The sequence below is a fragment of the Bradyrhizobium sp. GW821-FHT13H05 genome (assembly GCF_058804065.1).
Window position 1 is genome coordinate 126,412 of the sequence record NZ_JBXAPO010000003.1, and the last position, 17,919, is coordinate 144,330.

Below are 17,919 nucleotides of genomic sequence, written 5' to 3' on the forward strand. Positions count from 1 at the left end.
CAGTCATCCGTGCTTTGCGGCGACAGAGTCGACAAACCTGCCGAGAGCTTCGTCGAAGGCACCGGGCCGTTCGAGGTTCGCGAGATGGCCGACGCCGGCCAATTCGACGTACTCCGCGGAGGGGATGTAGGTCGCCGTCTTCGCCATCATGGGGGCCGGCGCGTTGTTGTCCTTGGAACCGGACAAGAGCAGCGTCGGCACGGAGATATCTTTGAGCGTGCTGCGCTGATCGAACCCGATCAGGGCCAGCATCATGGCGCGATAGCTCGCCTCCGGCACACTTGCCATACAATCGCGGGCGATCTCCATTCCGCCCGGGTCGGGACTGTCTCCGACAAGCTCCTTCACCAGCGAGGGCGCCAGAGACTTCATCGTCTCGCCGCGGTCGAGCGGTCCGAGCCGCGCGGCGATGAATGATTTCTGCCAGTCGCCATCGGCCTTGCCGAAGGCCGGACTGGTCTGCGCCAGTACGACCGCGCGCGCGAGTTTCGGCGATTGAACCAGCCATTTCTGGACGATCATGCCACCGATGGAATGTCCGACCAGAATGGGCCTTGTAGCCCCGAGTTGCTCGATGAATTGCTGGAGTGCATCGGCCAGGGCAGCGATGCTGACGCTGGCAAGCGGTGCCGATCCGCCATAGCCCGGCATGTCCCATGCGATCGCGCGGAAATGGCTGCCGAATGTGGCAAGCTGGCGCCGCCAGGCTCGCGCCGCGCCGCCAATACCGTGGAGAAAAATCAAAGGTATCGCGCCCGGATCGCCCGCGGCTTCATAGGCGAAGCGTCCGTCCTTTGTTATCATTGGCGCAGGCTGCGACACGCGACATCCTCTAGCTCGGCCCGGCGATGCTAACAGGCCTGCGGGCGATGGGAAGAGATAATTTTATACTTAAAGCAATTTTCGGGCCGCTCCTCGATACGTGCCGGCTTGCGACGTCCAGGCGGACGCTTCGTTGCAAAAGCTTGAAGTTTAAAATATATCGGAGCATGGGCCTGCAGCCATTTCAGGGAGTCAACGAATGTCCGGTTTGCCGCATTCGCCGCATGCGCTGGTGACCGGAGGCGGTCGCGGTATCGGCCGCGCGATCGCGGCGTCACTCGTAGGCGCCGGCGCAACCGTGACAGTGCTTGGTCGGAATGCTGCGACGCTCGAAGAGGCCGTCAGCTCCGGCGCTGCGCATTTTTTCGCGGTCGCCGACGTGTCAGATGAGGTTGCGCTGAAAGCCGCTGTCGCCGAGGCGAGCGCGAGACAGCCGATCGATATTCTGGTTGCGAACGCCGGCAGTGCCGAGTCCGCGCCGTTCGCGAAATCGGACAGCGCCATTTTTACACGCATGATGGACGTCAATTTCATGGGCGTCGTCCATGCCGTCCGCGCTGTGTTGCCGGGAATGAAGGATCGCCCCTATGGCCGCATCGTCGCGGTTGCATCGACGGCCGGGCTCAAGGGCTACGCGTATGTCAGTGCATATGTCGCCGCCAAGCACGCCGTAGTTGGCCTTGTGCGTTCCCTTGCTATCGAGATGGCGAGCAGCAACGTGACCGTGAATGCGGTCTGCCCTGGATTCACCGACACCGACCTGGTCGCCGGCAGCATCGAGACCATCATGAAGAAGACGGGACGAACCCGCGAGCAGGCGATTGCCGAACTGGCGAAGCACAATCCGCAGGGGCGGCTGATCTCGCCTCAGGAGGTCGCTGACGCCGTGCTGTGGCTGTGCGGCGAAGGTGCTGGCGCGATCACCGGTCAGGCGATTGCCGTCGCCGGCGGCGAAATCTAGCGGCGTGGATCAAGGAAAAGGACATCGCATGAGCAGACCTGCCAATCCCGTCACCCTGCCGCTCGCGGATTATTCGCCGCAGCACTTTCTGCTGGTCGTGGTCGACGGTGTTGCGACCGTGACGCTCAATCGCCCGGAAAGAAAAAATCCGCTGACCTTCGAGAGCTACCGCGAGCTCACCGATTTCTTCCGCGCCTGCGCGTTTGACGATGCGGTCAAGACGATCGTCGTCACCGGTGCCGGTGGCAATTTTTCATCCGGCGGCGATGTGTTCGAGATCATCGGCCCGCTCGTGAAGATGGATACAAAAGGGCTGACTGCGTTCACGCGGATGACGGGCGACCTCGTCAAGGCGATGCGGGCATGCCCGCAGCCGATCGTGGCCGCGGTCGAGGGCATCTGTGCCGGCGCCGGCGCGATCATCGCCATGGCGTCGGACATGCGCCTCGCCGCGAGCGGGAGCAAGGTTGCGTTCCTGTTCAACAAGGTCGGTCTTGCCGGCTGCGATATGGGCGCCTGCGCAATCCTGCCGCGGATCATCGGGCAGTCCCGCGCCTCCGAGTTGCTCTACACCGGCCGGTTCATGACCGCTGAGGAGGGCGAGCGGTGGGGCTTCTTCAGCCGCATCGTGACGCCGGAGCAGGTGCTGCCCCAGGCGCAGCTCCTGGCAAAACAGGTCGCAGAAGGGCCGACTTTCGCCAACACCATGACCAAGCGGATGCTGGCGATGGAATGGGCGATGTCGGTGGAGGAAGCCATCGAGGCTGAGGCCGTTGCTCAGGCCTTGTGCATGACTACGGCGGATTTCGAACGTGCCTTCGAGGCCTTCGCCAACAAGGTCAAGCCGGTCTTCAGGGGCGATTGAGCCCCGGCTTTGCCCGCAATTAAGGCTAAGCCCAAGACCCGGGCCGCGGTCGAGGTGGAGGCGACAAAGCCGCTTGCGGCAGAGCGACCGCACGTGCGACGTTAACCCCGTTGCCTGTGTATTGAGTGGAGTAAGGGCGATGAGGGCGATTATCGTCGGTGGCGGTATTGGTGGTCTCACCACGGCATTGATGCTGCGGGCTCGCGGGCTGGACTGTGAGATATTCGAGCAGGCCGACACCATTCGCGAACTCGGCGTCGGCATCAATACACTGCCGCATGCGATGCGCGAGCTCGCAGGCCTGGGCCTGCTCCAGAAGCTCGATGACGTCGCGATCCGCACCGATCAGCTCTACTACCTCAACCGCCATGGCCAGGAGGTCTGGCGCGAAGCCCGCGGCGTCGACGCCGGCCACGACGTGCCGCAGTTCTCGATCCACCGCGGCCGGCTTCAGGCCGTCATCCATCGCGCCGTCGAGGAGAGGCTGGGGGCGGATGCAATCCGCACCGGCTGCCGTCTCGGTGCCTTCACGCAGGACGAGGGTGGTGTCACCGCTTATTTCTTCGATCGTGCGGGCACACACATCCACACCGCGCGCGGCGATATCCTGATCGGCGCCGACGGCATTCATTCGCGCGTGCGCGACACGCTGTTCCCGAACGAGGGACCGCCGTGCTGGAACGGCCTGATGCTGTGGCGCGGTGCGCGGGATTGGCCGCTGTTCCTCACCGGCAAATCCATGATCGTGGCCGGCGGGCTTAACGCCAAGGTCGTGATCTATCCGATCGCGGAGGGCTCAAGCCCCGCGAGTCGTCTCACAAATTGGGCTGTGCTGGTCAAAGTGGGCGAAGGCAATGCGCCGCCGCCGCGGAAGGAAGACTGGTCGCGTCCGGGCCGGCGCGAGGAGCTGATGCCGCATGTGGCGCGCTTCTCGGTGCCGTACATCGACGTGAAGAGTCTGATCTCCGCAACGCCCGAATTCTACGAATATCCGACCTGCGACCGCGATCCTTTGCCCTATTGGTCGTCCGGGCGCGTCACGTTGCTCGGCGATGCCGCGCATCCCATGTATCCGGTGGGCTCGAACGGCGCCTCGCAGGCGATCCTCGACGCGCGCTGCCTCGCCGACGCGCTGGTGCGCGCCGAGCATCCGCGCCAGGCGCTGCTCGAATATGAGAAGAAGCGCCTGCCGATGACCGCGGACATCGTCCGCTCCAACCGCCGTGGCGGCCCTGAGGGCGTCATCGACGCCGTCGAGCAGCTCGCGCCGGATGGCTTCGACAATGTCGATAATGTCCTGAGCTATTCCCAGCGCGAGGCGATCGTGCGCGGCTACGCGACCAAGGCGGGTTTTGCCGCGGTGCCAGGACTGGCGGCGGTGCGCGCCTGACGCCAGCCGCTAGCCGGCGCCGGGAGGCGGCGGCAGGAAGTGGATGTTGAACTCGGCGGCCATCGCCACGACGTCCTCGGGTTTCTGCTCCTTCATGTTGTGAAGGCCCCAGAACAGGTCGAACAGCTTGCGGGTCGGTGAGACCCAGAACAGCACCTTGGCGGTCTGCTCCGACTTGTTGAAAATGCCGTGCGGCACGCCCATGCCGAGGCGGATCAAATCGCCCGGGGTCGCCTGCGCTTCAGAATTGCCGAGCACGAAATCGAGCTTGCCTTCCAGCATGTAGAGATACTCATCCTGGTCGGGATGAATGTGCGGTGGCACGAATGTTCCCGGCGGCAGGGTCGCGTGCCAGGAGAAGCTGTGCTCGGTATTGCTCTTTGGCACATAAGTCTGGCCGAGGATGTTCCAGGAAATGCCCTGGATACCCTCATTGGCCCGCGTGATGCCGGTGATTTCGCTCTTCATTGCAGTCCTCCCGTACGCGATGCGGCTTAATTCGCGGCCTTGCAGTCCTTGGCATAGCGGTCACCGTAATTCTCAAAGACCTTCTGGACGATCTCGGTCTGGAACTTGCCGTCCGGACGCTTGGCGACCTTGGTCAGGTAGAAGTCCTGGATCGGATAACCGTTGGTGTTGAATTTGAACGAACCGCGGAGCGAAGTGAAGTCGGCTTTCTTCAAAGCGGCCCCGACAGCATCCTTGTTCGAAAGGTCGCCCTTCACGCCCTTGATGGCACTGTCGATCAGCATCGCGGCGTCATAAGCTTGGAAGGCGTAGGTGCCGGGCACGACATTGTAGGCGGCCTCATAGGCAGCGACGAACTTCTTATTCTGGGGATTGTCGAGATTGGGTGCCCAGTTCGCACCGCCGAACATGCCGACGGCTGCGTCCTGTTGCGCCGGCAAGGTCGATTCATCCACGGTGAAAGCCGAGAGCACCGGAATGCTGTCGGCAAGTCCCGCCTGCCGGTACTGCTTGACGAGATTGACGCCCAGGCCACCCGGCATGAACGTGAACAGCGCGTCGGGCTTCTGCGAGGAAATCTTGGACAGCTCCGGCTGGAAGTCCAGCGTGTTGAGCGGCATGTAGGACTCCTCGACAATCTCGCCTTTATAGTCGAGCTTGAAGCCGGCGACCGAGTCCTTGCCGGCCTGATAGTTCGGCACCATCAGGTACATGCGTTTGTAGCCGCGATCCTGCGCCACCTTGCCGAGGATCTCGTGCACCTGATCATTTTGGTAAGACGTCACATAGAAGAACGGGTTGCAATCCTTGCCGGCAAAGGTCGATGGACCGGCATTGGGGCTGATCAGAAAGGTCTTCGATTCCGTGACGGGCCGGTGGATGGCCTGGAGGATGTTGGAGAAGATCGGTCCGACCACGAAGTCGACCTTGTCGCGTTCAAGCAGGCCCTTGACCTTGGTCACTGCCGCGTCCGGTTTGAGCTCGTCGTCGACCACGACGACCTCGACGTCGCGTCCGCCCATCTTGCCGCCGAGGTCCTTCACCCCTAGCGCAAAGCCGTCGCGAACCTGCTGGCCAAGCGCGGCGGCGGGTCCTGACAGAGTCACGATCACCCCAAGCTTGATCTTATCCTGGGCGAGGGCAGGGTTCATCGCGGTACCGAGCAGCAGGGCGGCTGCGGTCAAGGTCAATTGCAATTTCATGATCTGTCCCTCGTGACGATCGCGCCTGCGCTGCAGGCCGCGTACTCCAATCCAAGCTTATGCCGATGATGGCGTTCGCGGCAAGCAAAGCTCAAGACGTCGGCCATCCCGCGGGGCAACGCGCATGCAAGCGGCGCGCCAATTATTTGAAGCCTAAAGAAATTGGCGTGCGGTCGATTGCTGCAGCTTTGGACTTGCGGCCGCCTTCAATTTATTTGAAGCTCAAAACGTTGGGGAATCCGTGCCGGCGCCAATGCCTGCCGTCAGTGACTGCATCAGATGCTCGATTCCGAGACCAAGGCTGTCGAAACGCCGGAGGACCACGCCGAAGAGCTTCGGCTGTGGTTGAGGTTGCTCACCTGCACGACCCTGATCGAGGGCGAAGTCCGCGGTCGCCTGCGGCAGCGGTTCGACGTCACGCTGCCCCGTTTCGATCTGATGGCACAGCTCGACAAGGCGCCTGACGGCATGACGCTGTCCGACGTCTCCAAGCGTATGATGGTGTCCAACGGCAATGTCACCGGCCTCGTCGAGCGTCTGGTGGAATCCGGCCATCTCGACCGCCGTACCTCGGAGACCGACCGCCGCGTCCAGGTGATCCGCCTGACAAAGCTCGGGCGTGCCGAGTTTCGCAGGATGGCTGCGGAACACGAAACCTGGATCGCCGATCTGTTCGCCGACCTGACGCCGAAGGATGTCCGCGAGCTGATGCGGCTCCTCGCCAAGACCAAGGCGTCGGCGCAGAAGTCGGCCGCGCGCCGCCGGCCTTAAGTCCGCGGGCGGGCCATCCGCCAATCCCCCTTTGCCGCTGGAAAATGCACGGGATGCCCAAAATCCGCTATTGCGCCGAATTGTTTTAAGCCTAAAATGTTTCCCAGTTAGTGCTGCCGGGTGCTTTCCATGCGCAAAGGAGCGTGCGATGGCCAACGCCGCCAAGGTTCAAATGTCGGGTTCGTCTGACGGCAATGCTGCGACGGCCCATGTCGATACGTTCGCACGGCAACATCTGCCGCCACGCGAGCTCTGGCCCGAATTCATCTTCACGCGGCCGGAGCTGCACTACCCACCGCGATTGAACTGCGTCAGCTATTTTCTCGATCGCTGGATCGAAGAGGGCCATGGCGAGGCGCCTTGCGTCATCAATCCCGCTGTCAGCTATACCTATCGCGAGCTGCAAGCGCTCGTGAATCGCATCGCCAATGTTCTGGTCGGCAAGCTTGGTCTTGTGACCGGCGGGCGTGTGCTGCTGCGCTCGGCCAACAATCCGATGATGGTCGCGACCTATCTTGCGGTGATCAAGGCCGGGGGCATTTGCGTCGCGACGATGCCGCTGCTGCGCGCCAAGGAGCTGTCCTATCCGATCCAGAAGGCGGAGATAACGATTGCTCTCTGCGACGGAAAGCTCGCCGACGAAATGGAGAAGGCGAAAGCCGCAGCGTCCAATCTCAAGCACGTTGTCTATTGGAGCAATGGTGCGGTGGATTCGCTCGAGGCGCTGATCGCGGATGCAAGCCCGGAGTTCGAAGCTGTCGATACCGCCTCCGACGATATCTGCCTGATCGCGTTCACGTCAGGCACGACCGGCGATCCCAAGGGCACCATGCATTTCCATCGGGACATGCTGGCTGTGTGCGACGGCTACGCGCGCAACATCCTGCGTGCCGAACAAAAGGACCGTTTCGTCGGCTCCGCGCCGCTCGCCTTCACGTTCGGCTTCGGCGGCGTGCTGTTCCCGATGCATATCGGTGCCTCCTTCGTCGTGCTGGAGAAGACGACGCCGGATGACATTCTGAACGCGATCGAGCAGTACAAGACCACGGTCTGCTTCACCGCGCCGACCGCGTATCGCGCCATGATCGGCAAGCTCCCGGGCCGAGACATTTCCTCGCTTCGGAAGTGCGTCTCGGCCGGCGAGACACTCCCCAAGCCGACATTCGACGCCTGGCTCAAGGCGACAGGCATCAAGCTGATGGACGGCATCGGCGCGACCGAGATGCTGCACATCTTCATCAGCGCGACCGAGGACGAGATCCGTCCGGGTGCGACCGGCAAGCCGGTGCCGGGCTATGAGGCGAAGATCGTCGATGACGCCGGCGACGACGTGCCACCGGGCACGATGGGCCGTCTCGCCGTGCGAGGACCGACCGGGTGCCGCTATCTCGCGGACGAGCGGCAGCGCAAATACGTCCAGGACGGCTGGAACATCACCGGCGACACCTATCTGATGGATGCGGACGGCTATTTCTGGTACCAGTCGCGCTCCGACGACATGATCGTGTCGGCTGGCTACAATATCGCGGGTACGGATGTGGAGGCTGCGCTGCTCACGCATCCCTCCGTCGTCGAATGCGGCGTGGTTGGCGCACCGGACGAGGCGCGCGGAATGATCGTGAAGGCTTATATCATCGCCGCGCCCGGCGTAACGGCGGATGCTCAACTTGCTGCCGAGTTGCAGGACTATGTCAAACGCGAGATCGCGCCGTACAAATATCCGCGCGCGATCGAGTTTGTGACGCAGCTGCCGAAGACCGAGACCGGCAAGTTGAAGCGTTTTGCCCTGCGGCAACTGGCGCAGGCTGCGGCGACGTCGTCGGGCGTTGCGGCAGAATGAGGGAAGGACCGGGAATTTGTCCGTGACGACGCCGAAAGGCCCGCAGCTCGCGGTTCTGCCGACCGCCGATGAAAATGACACGCGTTCGGTGGCGCAGATCCTCCAGCCGTCCGGCTGGCCGGTGCCGAAAGGCTACGCCAACGGCATCGCGGCGGAAGGGCGGATCGTCGTTACCGGCGGTGTGATCGGCTGGGATGCCGAGGAGCGTCTCGCGGCCGGCTTTGTCGCGCAGGTCCACCAGACCCTGAGCAACATTGCCGCGATCCTGACCGAGGCCGGAGCACGCCCCGAGCACCTCGTGCGCCTGACCTGGTACGTTGTCGACATGGATGAGTACCTCGCCAACCTGAAGGAGCTGGGCAAGGCCTATCGCGCCATCTTCGGTGCGCACTATCCGGCGATGGCGCTGGTTCAGGTCGTGCGGCTCGTTGAGAAGGCGGCGCGCGTCGAGATCGAGGCCACCGCCGTCATTCCCCGCTGAGCCGCCTTTGCTGCTTCAGCTTGCCCTGGCGAGATCGTCGTCCTCCGGCGAGTTCAGATAGATACCGGACATGGTGTCAACCCAGCACAGATGGTCGTGCACCTTCTTCACGCCCTCGACGTTCTCGACCGCGACGACCGCGGCCTGCCGGGCACGTTCTTCGGTGATGACGCCGCTGAGGTGAACGATGCCGTCGCGGACGATGACATTCAGTCCGAATGGGCACCAGTCATTCTTCTCCATGGTGTCGATGATTCGGCTGCGAATGTGATCGTCATCGGCCGTCGGATCCGGCACCTCGCGGGCGAGCCCCGCCACCGCTTGCAATAAATTGGCACGGGAGACGATCCCGACGACCTTGTCGCCGCGCATCACCGGCAACCGCTTCACGTTGTTTCGTTCCATGAGATCGACGATCTCCGCAAGCGCGGTATCTTCGGTGATGGTCACTGGCGAAGCGGTCATCACCTCCGAGACCTTGCGGCCGTGCTCGTGGACGAAGTCGCTGGCCGATTTGCCCGGACCGAGGATGAACCGCAACCAGCGCCCCCGCTTGCGCCCGGTGCCGATCTCGCTGCGCCGGATAAAATCTCCTTCCGAGACGACGCCGACGAGCTTGCCGACTTCGTCGACTACGGTAAGGCCGCTGACGTGCCGCTTCAGCATGATGTTCGCCGCCTCGACGATGCTGGTGTCGGGGGTGACCGAGATGACCGACCGGGTCATGATCTGGTGGGCGCGCATGGAAGACTCCGCTAGCTTGTCAAATTTCGATGAGCAAACCTAGCGCGGCCGTCGGGGTGTGGTTTGACTCAGGTCAAGCGATCCAGGCCGTTTCTCCCTGGTTGAGGAATTGTGATCCCGCCGGGATTGATGCAGCTCAACGCATATCGAAAGCGCCGCCGTATCCTGCTGCCGACGTAAAACAGAAGCCGGCAGGAATATTCAGCCATGAGCGTCGTGAAGATATTTCCACGGGCCGAAGAGCCGCTGCAGGCTCTCTCCGTCAATCCGGTTGCGGAGGCCGCTACGACGAGCGCTGAAGAGGTTCCAGGGAATCCGGGCGCCGCGGATTCCCTGTCCGTACCAGAACCATACCCGCTTGACCGTGCCTTTCATGCGATGCTGGCGCGCTTTACCGGCGGGATTTCGCCCGTGGCCTTGTCGCTCGCCTGGCTCGACTGGAGCTCGCATCTTGCGGCAGCGCCGCAGCGCCAGATGGAGATTTCCCGCAACATTCTTCGCGATACCGCCAAGTTCCTGGAAGCTGCCGCGCACGCGACCGCGCAAAAGCCGTGGTCCGTGATCCAGCCGCAAGGACGCGATCGCCGCTTCAGGGAACCGCAATGGGAGGCCGCGCCGTTCAATCTGCTTGCGCAGGCGTTTCTGCTTACGGAGCGCTGGTGGCACGATGCCACGACCGGCGTGCGGGGCGTGTCGCATGCCAACGAAGCCGTCGTCGAGTTCTCGGTGCGCCAGATGCTCGACATGCTGGCGCCGTCGAATTTCGCGGCCACCAATCCGCAGGTTCTCGAAAAGGCGTTCAAGAGCGGCGGCGAGAACTTCGTATTTGGCTGGCAGAACTGGTGCAGCGATCTGATGCGCCTGCTCTCTATCGCGAAACCGGCGGGCGACGAGCAGTTTGTCGTCGGCAAGACGGTGGCGGCCTCGCCCGGTAAGGTCGTCTACCGCAACGAGCTGATCGAGCTGATCCAGTACCATCCGACCACCGCGCAGGTGCGGCCAGAGCCGATCCTGATCGTGCCGGCCTGGATCATGAAATACTATATCCTCGATCTGTCGCCACAGAATTCCCTGGTCAAATATCTGACCGGTCAGGGCTTCACCGTATTCGCGATCTCCTGGCGCAACCCAAATGCGGAGGATCGCGATGTTGCCTTCGACGACTATCGCAAGCTCGGCGTGATGGCCGCGCTGGACACGATCGGCCGGATCATGCCGGGTCGGAAGACCCATGCCCTCGGCTACTGTCTGGGCGGCACGTTGCTGTCGATCGCCGCTGCCGCCATGGCACACGACGGCGACAGCCGCCTCGGCACCATCACACTCCTTGCCGCCCAGACCGACTTCACCGAGGCCGGCGAGTTGACGCTCTTCGTCAACGAGAGCCAGGTTGCCTTCCTGGAAGACATGATGTGGCAGCGCGGCTATCTCGACACGGCACAGATGGCTGGCGCATTTGCGCTCCTGCGCTCCAACGATCTCGTCTGGTCGCGGTTGTCGCATGATTATCTGATGGGCGAGGGCGCGCCGCTGAACGACCTGATGGCCTGGAACGCCGACGCCACGCGGCTGCCTTATCGCATGCACTCGGAATATCTGCGCAAGCTGTTCCTCGACAACGATCTCGCCGAAGGCCGTTATCGTGTCGATGGCAGGAGCGTCTCGCTCTCCGACATTCATACGCCGATGTTCGTGGTCGGCACGCTCGCCGATCATGTCGCGCCGTGGCGGTCCGTCTACAAGATCCACTACCAGGCCGATGCTGACGTGACCTTCCTGCTGACCAGTGGCGGTCACAATGCTGGCGTGGTCGCGCCTCCGGACGAGGCCGGGCATAGCTATCAGGTCATGACCAAGGCTGCGGATGCGTCTTATGTCGGCCCGGACGAGTGGCTGAAGCTGGCGCCGCATGTTGAGGGGTCGTGGTGGCCGGAATGGGCGGCATGGCTGGCGGCTCGCTCAAGCGCGCCGTGTGATCCGCCGCCGCTCGATGTCGGAAGCGTCGACGGCCTGCCCGACGCGCCGGGAGACTACGTCCACACCTAGTCCCAGACCTAGTCCTCAGGCTCCGCATTCGGCGCAAGGTCTGACGAGCGGAACGGCTTGGCCTTGTCCAGTTTCCGGTAAGCCGCCGAGGCGGTTCGCAGCAGCTTCTTTTCCCGCTTGCGGTCGAGGAAACGAACACCTGCTTCGGGGCCGGCGCCGTTCAGCGATGCCGCCAGCGTCTGCCCTCTCGCATCGTCATTCAACTGTCCGAGCGACTTTTGTGCCTTGCGCAATTGCCTGAGAATGGATTTCTGCTTCGTCAGGGAATCGTCTGCGAACAGGTCCTCGAGCGATTCGATCGAATAGGTCATTCGCTTGTTGAGGAGCCGAAGCTTGTGTCGTTTCTCGACGTCAAGCTTGCGCAGCTTCCGGGCCTTCTTGAGCAGCGTCTCTTCCCACTCCGTCAGCCGCGCCGTCGCGTGGTCGGCGAGCGGGCAGCGGCGCAACCTGACGGCTTCCTTGCTGCGGCGGGTCGACCAGGGACCGCTCTCGATCCAGCCTGAGGTCTGTTCGACCAGGCGGCGATACCGCGCAGACTGCAACGCGCGCGTAAGCAGGCGGTGGCTCTCGGCGCGTTTCTCGTCCCAGTGCTGGAGCTCGGCAATCACGTCAAGCTCGCCGCCGCTCTCGGCGATGACCCGGTCGATCGCCACGTCGAGGTCGCGTACCATGCCGAGCTGGCTGTTCAGCCATTTCAGCTCGGTCCAGACCCCCGGCCGCAACCCGTCATCGACCATGGGCGAGAAGAAGCGGATGGCGGTGCGCAAATGTGTCAGGGCGATCCGGATCTGGTGCAGCGCCTCCGGATCGCCGCGGCATGTGCCATCGTGCTGGGTGAGGACGGCGTCGAGGTGGCGGCGGGCGATGATCCGGAACGCCGTATCGCAGGCCATGCCGGGGCTGAGGCGGCCGGGCAGGGCGTTGCGCCGCGTCGCCGGCTTGGCGCGCGCGGCTGCGGTCGAACTCGTGGTGGGTCGCGACATCCTTGCCCGCGTCAATCAGATTGCCTTGTTTGCCCTGCGATCGCGTCCCGGCAGCTCTGGAGCGTTTGCTCTTGTGTCCCGGATGCATCGATGGTCGCCCAACCGATGTGACCGATATTATAGTGCTCCTGCTGCGCAGCAACCTCTTGCGTGGCGTCGGAGGCATCGCCATGGCGGCCGCCGATACGCCCCTGACGGGTCGCGAGGTCGGCGACGAGGAATAGTCCGCTCAGCGGTACGTTGCATTCGCGGGCCAAGGCGGCCAGCTCGTCCCGTTCGGATTCGCGCGCAAAGACGGCGTCGACGATTGCGGAATGGCCTTGCGCCAGCACCTGCCGGGCGCGCTGCACCAGCATCTTATAGACGCGTGCGGTGACCTCGGGCCGGTACGTGGATGGCGGCAGCCGCTGGATGTGTTCCACCCGAAACAGCTGCTTGCGAACGACGTCGCTGCGTAGCACGACAGCTCCCGGTTGCGGCGCGACGTTAGGCGCCAGCGCGCGGGCGAGGACGGACTTGCCGGTGCCCGACAGTCCGCCAACCGCAATCAGGCGCGGAGCGGGCGGGTGGATCAGGGCTTGGGCAAGGTCGAAATAGTGGTGTGCCTCGTCGAGAATTCCGGTCCGGTCGGCCTCGGGCCGCGTCAGCCGTGCCAGCGCCACCTGGGCGCGGATCGCCGCGCGAATGGACATGAACAACGGCAGAGTGGAGAGCGCCTCGAGATTTTGGGAGGGCGTCGCGTCGAGATATCGGTTCAGGACGATATTGGCCGCGACCGGTTGGTCGTGGTGCAGCAGGTCCATCAGCGTGAAAGCGACGTCGTAGAGCACGTCGACCGTGGCCATCTGCGCATCGAATTCGATGGCGTCGAACAGGACCGGCCGGCCGTCGATCGACACGATGTTCGCAAGATGCAGGTCGCCGTGGCAGCGGCGCACGAAACCCTGACGGCCCCGCTCTTCGAGTAGCGGCCGAAGGCGCAGCAACATCGCGTGTGAGGCTTTGGCGAGCTGCTCGACCTCGCCAGCTTCGAAATGGTTGCCTTTCCGCAGGCCGCTGCTGTTTCCATCGATGAGGCCGGGGATGGAGGAGACCCATGCCGTTCCGTCGGCGCGCATCACGGCTGCATGCGAGGCCACGATGGCCTCAGCAGCAGCCGAGGCAAGGCCCGCATCCAGCGGACCGGCCTTCGCCAGATGATCCAGCGTCAGGCTTTCGTCGAAGCGCGACATGTCGACGGCATATTCGATCGGTCGGCCGCTTCCGTCGACCTTCAGCGACCCGTCCGTCTCCTCGGTGATCGCGACGACGCGGTGATAGATCTGAGGCGCCAGCGGCCGATTGACCCTGATCTCCTCCTCGCAGGCTGCCTTGCGCTTATCGAGTGTCGAATAATCGAGGAAGGGAAACCGCACGGCTCGCTTGATCTTCAGCGCGCGCGGACCGTCGAGAAAGACCGAGGCTGCGTGTGTGTCGATCCGCTTCACGTCCGGACGGCTGACGGAATCGGTGAGCGCCGCAAAGATCCTGTCCTGGGTCGCGGAATCGTCTGTCATCCCTGCTGGCACATCCAGATGCGTCGGAAGGCGGTGCGGCTGCCGAACAGGTTAACTCTTAGAATGCGATCGCCGCCAGTCTTTGACCTCGGTCAAAGCCGGTCTCCCGGCGGGCGGAGTTCGCCAGAGGCTTGACGAGGATCAAGCGCCTCGACGAAAGCCGGTCTATTCTAGCGGCCAAGGAGAATCCAGATGCCCATCAAGGATGTCTTTCTGCCGCTTGTCGGCCAGCCGCGTGGACCGGCTCTCGCTGCAATCGAGAAATGCGTGGCTGTTGCCGCCGACCTCGGAGCCAGGATCACCGCGCTTGCGCTCGAGGATGAGGTTTTCGTGCGTCCGAAGGTGGTGCTCCCGGACGATGCGGATCTCGTTGCGGCCGAGGGCGCGGTGAGCGACATGCAGCTTCTCCTGAACGCGTTCACCAGTGCCGTCTCCCGCGCCAGCATTCGCAGTCATAGCCGTTCGGCCAAAGTGCCGGAGGACCAGATCGCGTCGATCCTGGCCGAACACGCGCGTTTCAGCGATCTCGCCCTGATCCCCGTGAAGCCGCATGACAGCCGAACCGAGCACATTATCGAGACGTTCCTGTTCGAGTCCGGGCGGCCGCTGCTGCTCTGCCCGGAGCAGCATGTGGACGAGTTGCGACCGGAATTCGAGAACGTCATGATCGCCTGGGATCACTCCGCCCGTGCGGCGCGGGCGGTCGGCGACGCGATGCCGATCCTTCAGGCTGCTGCCTCGGTCCGGGTGGTCACCGTGACGGACGACATCACCGACGCAATGGCGCAATCGGGAACTGCTCTCGTCGACCATCTCAGGGAACACGGTGTCCACGCCTCGTTCGAAACCGCGAAAGGCAGCGGCAGCTCGATCGGCAAGGTGCTCGGAAGCTGGGCGAAGTCCCACGCCATCGACGCCATCGTGATGGGAGCCTATCATCATTCGCGCCTGAACGAGATCGTCTGGGGTGGTGTGACAAAGACCGTCATTGGCCAGCCACCGTGCTGGGTTATGATCTCGCACTAGGCTCGCCGCCAGCTCTCCGGCCTGATCTTTCATCCATCGGAACCGCCACCGACCGGGCGCATTTGCATTCATGTCAACCTATCGCCTGAAGAATCTGCTGTCGCCGCGTTCGGTTGCACTCGTCGGGGCGAGCGCCCGTCCGGTCTCCGTGGGGCGCGCTGTCCTGGAGAACATTCACAAGGCTGAATTCACGGGACAGTTCGGCCTCGTCAATCCGCGCCATGCCGAGATCGGCGGCGTTGCCGCGGTGAGCACCCTCGATAAACTTCCGTTCGTGCCCGAGCTCGTGGTCATCACCGCGCCGGCGCGGGAGGTTCCCGGCATCGTCTACCAGGCCGGGCGGCTCGGCTCGGCGGGCGCGCTGATCGTCTCGGCCGGGCTCGGTCATGGACCGGGATCGCTGCAAGAGGCCGCGATTGCGGCTGCCCGCAAATACGGCATGCGGCTGATCGGGCCGAACTGCCTCGGCATCATGATGCCCGGGGTGAGCCTCAATGCCAGTTTCGCCGCGCACATGCCGGCGGCGGGAAATCTCGCGCTGATTTCGCAATCCGGCGCGATCGCCGCCGGCATGGTGGACTGGGCCGCGCAGCGCGGCGTCGGTTTCTCCGGCATCGTCTCGATCGGTGATCAGATCGACGTCGATATTGCCGACCTGCTCGATTATTTCGCAATGGATCACAAGACCCGCGCGATCCTGCTCTATATCGAGGCCATCAAGGACGCTCGCAAGTTCATGTCGGCGGCGCGCGCCGCGGCGCGCGTGAAGCCGGTCGTCGTGGTGAAGTCCGGCCGCATGGCACAGGGCGCCAAGGCGGCCGCGACCCATACGGGCGCGCTCGCGGGCGCCGATGCCGTCTACGACGCAGCGTTTCGCCGTGCGGGCGTCCTGCGGGTTTCCGATCTGCGCGAGCTGTTCGACTGCGCCGAGACGCTCGGCCGCGTCGAATCGCCGACCGGAAAGCGCCTCGCCATTCTGACCAATGGCGGAGGCATCGGCGTCCTCGCCGTCGATCGATTGGTCGAGCTTGGCGGAATTCCCGCGTCCATCTCGGCGGACGCCCGCAAGAAGCTCGATGCCGCGCTGCCGCCGACCTGGTCCGGCGCCAATCCCGTCGATATCGTGGGCGATGCCGATGCACCGCGCTACGCGGCGGCGCTTGAGGCGCTGCTCGCCGACCCCGACAATGACGCGGTTCTCGTCCTCAATGTCCAGACTGCGATCGCCTCGGCTTCCGACATCGCGACGACCGTGACGGAGCTCGTCGGCAAATATCGCGAGCAGCACCGCAGTTGGGCAAAGCCGGTGCTCGCTGCCTGGATCGGGGCCACTCAGCCGATCATTCAGACGCTCTCCGGCGCGGGCATTCCGAACTACCCGACCGAGGACGATGCGGTGCGCGGCTTCATGCATCTGGTCCGGCACCGCGAAGTGGTCGAGGAACTGAGCCAGGCTCCTCCCGCGATGCCCGACACGTTCGTGCCTGACGCCCGGGCTGCCAAGCAGATCGTCGCTGCGGCGATCGCCGATGGCCGCCAATGGCTCGAGCCTGTCGAGATCAAGCACCTGCTCGAAGCCTATGACATCGCGATGGTGCCGACCCATGCCGCTCATGATGTCGAGCAGGCCGTGGCCTACGCGGAAGAGATATTTGCGCAAGGCGGGACCGTGGTGCTGAAGATCATGTCGCGCGACATCGTGCACAAATCCGATGTCGGCGGCGTCGTGCTCAACCTGACGACGCCGGAGGCGGTGCGTACGGCGGCCTCCGACATTCTCGCCCGGGCCAGGAAGCTGCGGCCCGAGGCCCGTATCGGCGGCGTCATCGTGCAGGCGATGGTCGTCAAGGCAAAGGCGCGCGAACTGATCCTCGGTCTTGCCGACGACCCCACCTTCGGCACTGTCGTCGTTTTTGGCCGGGGCGGAACGGCGGTGGAAATCATCAATGATAGGGCGCTGGCGCTGCCGCCGCTCGATCTGCAACTCGCCCGCGACCTGATCGAGCGCACGCGGGTCTCCCGGCTGCTGCGCGCCTACCGCGACGTGCCGGCCGTCAAGCAGGACGCCGTCGCCATGGTGCTGGTCAAGCTCGCCCAGATGGCAGCCGATATCCCCGAGATTCGCGAGTTCGACATCAACCCGCTGCTCGCGGATGAGACCGGTGTGACGGCAGTCGATGCCCGCGTCGCGGTAGGGCCGTCGCAGCGGAAGTTTGCCGGCTCGGGCCCCGCCAATTTCGCTGTTCGCGCCTATCCGTCGCAGTGGGAGCGCCGCCTCAAGCTCAAGGACGATTGGCGGATCTTCGCGCGCCCGTTGCGCCCCGACGACGAGCCGACCATCCACGCGTTTCTGCGTCATGTGACGCCTCACGACCTTCGCCTGCGCTTCTTTGCGCCGATGAAGGAGTTCACCCACGAGTTCATCGCGCGCCTGACCCAGCTCGACTACGCGCGCGCGATGGCCTTTATCGCATTCGACGAGGCGACCGGTGAGATGGTTGGCGTGGTCCGCCTCCATTCGGATTCGATCTACGAGAGCGGCGAATACGCGATCCTGCTGCGGTCCGATCTCAAGGGCAGGGGGCTGGGATGGGCCCTGATGCAGCTGATCATCGACTATGCAAGGTCGGAGGGGCTGAAGGTCATTTCGGGCGACGTGCTCAAGGAGAACACTGTCATGCTCGAGATGTGCCGACAGCTCGGCTTTGAGGTCAAGCCGGACCCGACCGAACATGACATCTGCGACGTCCGGCTGAAGCTTTGA

General features: G+C 63.7%; 15 protein-coding genes. 9 read left to right on the top strand and 6 right to left on the bottom strand.

From position 1 onward, the window contains the following. Nucleotides 1-3: 3 nt before the first annotated feature. Complete coding sequence (locus tag AC1RR3_RS09515; RefSeq protein ID WP_492821718.1) at nt 4-822, bottom strand: alpha/beta fold hydrolase; 819 nt, start codon at nt 820-822, stop codon at nt 4-6. Nucleotides 823-1,021: 199 nt separating this feature from the next. Here AC1RR3_RS09515 and AC1RR3_RS09520 point away from each other — a divergent pair, with 199 nt between their 5' ends. From AC1RR3_RS09520 to AC1RR3_RS09530, 3 genes are all read left to right on the top strand, one after another. Beyond that, nucleotides 1,022-1,783 (top strand): SDR family NAD(P)-dependent oxidoreductase, encoded by a 762-nt coding sequence (locus AC1RR3_RS09520; RefSeq protein ID WP_492821720.1) that lies wholly within the window; start codon nt 1,022-1,024, stop codon nt 1,781-1,783. 28 nt (nt 1,784-1,811) lie between these two features. Next, nucleotides 1,812-2,648 (top strand): enoyl-CoA hydratase family protein, encoded by an 837-nt coding sequence (locus AC1RR3_RS09525; RefSeq protein WP_492821722.1) that lies wholly within the window; start codon nt 1,812-1,814, stop codon nt 2,646-2,648. 139 nt (nt 2,649-2,787) lie between these two features. After that, nucleotides 2,788-4,038, top strand: a complete 1,251-nt coding sequence (locus AC1RR3_RS09530) for a flavin-dependent oxidoreductase (RefSeq protein WP_492821724.1) — start codon at nt 2,788-2,790, stop codon at nt 4,036-4,038. A gap of 9 nt (nt 4,039-4,047) precedes the next feature. Here AC1RR3_RS09530 and AC1RR3_RS09535 read toward each other — a convergent pair whose 3' ends face one another. Together AC1RR3_RS09535 and AC1RR3_RS09540 are read right to left on the bottom strand one after the other, a co-directional pair. Then, nucleotides 4,048-4,506 (bottom strand): cupin domain-containing protein, encoded by a 459-nt coding sequence (locus tag AC1RR3_RS09535; RefSeq protein WP_492821726.1) that lies wholly within the window; start codon nt 4,504-4,506, stop codon nt 4,048-4,050. A gap of 26 nt (nt 4,507-4,532) precedes the next feature. Then, the gene (locus tag AC1RR3_RS09540; protein WP_492821728.1) at nt 4,533-5,708 is read right to left on the bottom strand and encodes an ABC transporter substrate-binding protein; all 1,176 of its coding nucleotides are present in this window, start codon (nt 5,706-5,708) and stop codon (nt 4,533-4,535) included. Between the two features lie 279 nt (nt 5,709-5,987). Here AC1RR3_RS09540 and AC1RR3_RS09545 point away from each other — a divergent pair, with 279 nt between their 5' ends. From AC1RR3_RS09545 to AC1RR3_RS09555, 3 genes are all read left to right on the top strand, one after another. Then, entirely contained in the window at nt 5,988-6,479 is a 492-nt protein-coding gene (locus AC1RR3_RS09545) for a MarR family winged helix-turn-helix transcriptional regulator (RefSeq protein WP_035971233.1), read from the top strand. Nucleotides 6,480-6,627: 148 nt separating this feature from the next. Further along, nucleotides 6,628-8,319, top strand: a complete 1,692-nt coding sequence (locus AC1RR3_RS09550; RefSeq protein WP_492821730.1) for a benzoate-CoA ligase family protein — start codon at nt 6,628-6,630, stop codon at nt 8,317-8,319. Nucleotides 8,320-8,341: 22 nt separating this feature from the next. Beyond that, complete coding sequence (locus AC1RR3_RS09555; RefSeq protein WP_492821732.1) at nt 8,342-8,800, top strand: RidA family protein; 459 nt, start codon at nt 8,342-8,344, stop codon at nt 8,798-8,800. A 15-nt stretch (nt 8,801-8,815) separates the two neighbouring features. On the opposite strand, the gene AC1RR3_RS09560 is transcribed toward AC1RR3_RS09555, so the two are convergent. Next, nucleotides 8,816-9,544, bottom strand: a complete 729-nt coding sequence (locus AC1RR3_RS09560) for a CBS domain-containing protein (protein ID WP_492821734.1) — start codon at nt 9,542-9,544, stop codon at nt 8,816-8,818. A 207-nt stretch (nt 9,545-9,751) separates the two neighbouring features. On the opposite strand from AC1RR3_RS09560, the gene AC1RR3_RS09565 reads away from it, so the two are divergent. Then, complete coding sequence (locus AC1RR3_RS09565) at nt 9,752-11,590, top strand: PHA/PHB synthase family protein (RefSeq protein WP_492821736.1); 1,839 nt, start codon at nt 9,752-9,754, stop codon at nt 11,588-11,590. Between the two features lie 8 nt (nt 11,591-11,598). Here AC1RR3_RS09565 and AC1RR3_RS09570 read toward each other — a convergent pair whose 3' ends face one another. Together AC1RR3_RS09570 and AC1RR3_RS09575 are read right to left on the bottom strand one after the other, a co-directional pair. Further along, nucleotides 11,599-12,573 carry a CHAD domain-containing protein gene (locus AC1RR3_RS09570; RefSeq protein WP_492821738.1) on the bottom strand — a complete coding sequence of 325 codons (975 nt, stop codon included), beginning with the start codon at nt 12,571-12,573 and terminating at the stop codon, nt 11,599-11,601. Between the two features lie 11 nt (nt 12,574-12,584). Beyond that, nucleotides 12,585-14,129 carry a bifunctional aminoglycoside phosphotransferase/ATP-binding protein gene (locus AC1RR3_RS09575; RefSeq protein WP_492821740.1) on the bottom strand — a complete coding sequence of 515 codons (1,545 nt, stop codon included), beginning with the start codon at nt 14,127-14,129 and terminating at the stop codon, nt 12,585-12,587. 192 nt (nt 14,130-14,321) lie between these two features. Here AC1RR3_RS09575 and AC1RR3_RS09580 point away from each other — a divergent pair, with 192 nt between their 5' ends. Beyond that, a complete protein-coding gene (locus AC1RR3_RS09580) occupies nt 14,322-15,155 on the top strand; it encodes a universal stress protein (protein ID WP_492821742.1) in 834 nt (277 codons plus the stop codon). A gap of 70 nt (nt 15,156-15,225) precedes the next feature. Then, nucleotides 15,226-17,919 (top strand): bifunctional acetate--CoA ligase family protein/GNAT family N-acetyltransferase, encoded by a 2,694-nt coding sequence (locus tag AC1RR3_RS09585; RefSeq protein WP_492821744.1) that lies wholly within the window; start codon nt 15,226-15,228, stop codon nt 17,917-17,919.

Bases quoted from the DNA above. Each gene is read 5' to 3' on its own strand.
- AC1RR3_RS09525 (WP_492821722.1), top strand. From the start codon at position 1,812: ATGAGCAGACCTGCCAATCCCGTCACCCTGCCGCTCGCGGATTATTCG.
- AC1RR3_RS09520 (WP_492821720.1), top strand. From the start codon at position 1,022: ATGTCCGGTTTGCCGCATTCGCCGCATGCGCTGGTGACCGGAGGCGGT.
- AC1RR3_RS09580 (WP_492821742.1), top strand. From the start codon at position 14,322: ATGCCCATCAAGGATGTCTTTCTGCCGCTTGTCGGCCAGCCGCGTGGA.
- AC1RR3_RS09585 (WP_492821744.1), top strand. From the start codon at position 15,226: ATGTCAACCTATCGCCTGAAGAATCTGCTGTCGCCGCGTTCGGTTGCA.
- AC1RR3_RS09540 (WP_492821728.1), bottom strand. From the start codon at position 5,708: ATGAAATTGCAATTGACCTTGACCGCAGCCGCCCTGCTGCTCGGTACC.
- AC1RR3_RS09565 (WP_492821736.1), top strand. From the start codon at position 9,752: ATGAGCGTCGTGAAGATATTTCCACGGGCCGAAGAGCCGCTGCAGGCT.
- AC1RR3_RS09575 (WP_492821740.1), bottom strand. From the start codon at position 14,129: ATGACAGACGATTCCGCGACCCAGGACAGGATCTTTGCGGCGCTCACC.
- AC1RR3_RS09570 (WP_492821738.1), bottom strand. From the start codon at position 12,573: ATGTCGCGACCCACCACGAGTTCGACCGCAGCCGCGCGCGCCAAGCCG.
- AC1RR3_RS09550 (WP_492821730.1), top strand. From the start codon at position 6,628: ATGGCCAACGCCGCCAAGGTTCAAATGTCGGGTTCGTCTGACGGCAAT.
- AC1RR3_RS09560 (WP_492821734.1), bottom strand. From the start codon at position 9,544: ATGCGCGCCCACCAGATCATGACCCGGTCGGTCATCTCGGTCACCCCC.
- AC1RR3_RS09530 (WP_492821724.1), top strand. From the start codon at position 2,788: ATGAGGGCGATTATCGTCGGTGGCGGTATTGGTGGTCTCACCACGGCA.
- AC1RR3_RS09535 (WP_492821726.1), bottom strand. From the start codon at position 4,506: ATGAAGAGCGAAATCACCGGCATCACGCGGGCCAATGAGGGTATCCAG.
- AC1RR3_RS09545 (WP_035971233.1), top strand. From the start codon at position 5,988: ATGCTCGATTCCGAGACCAAGGCTGTCGAAACGCCGGAGGACCACGCC.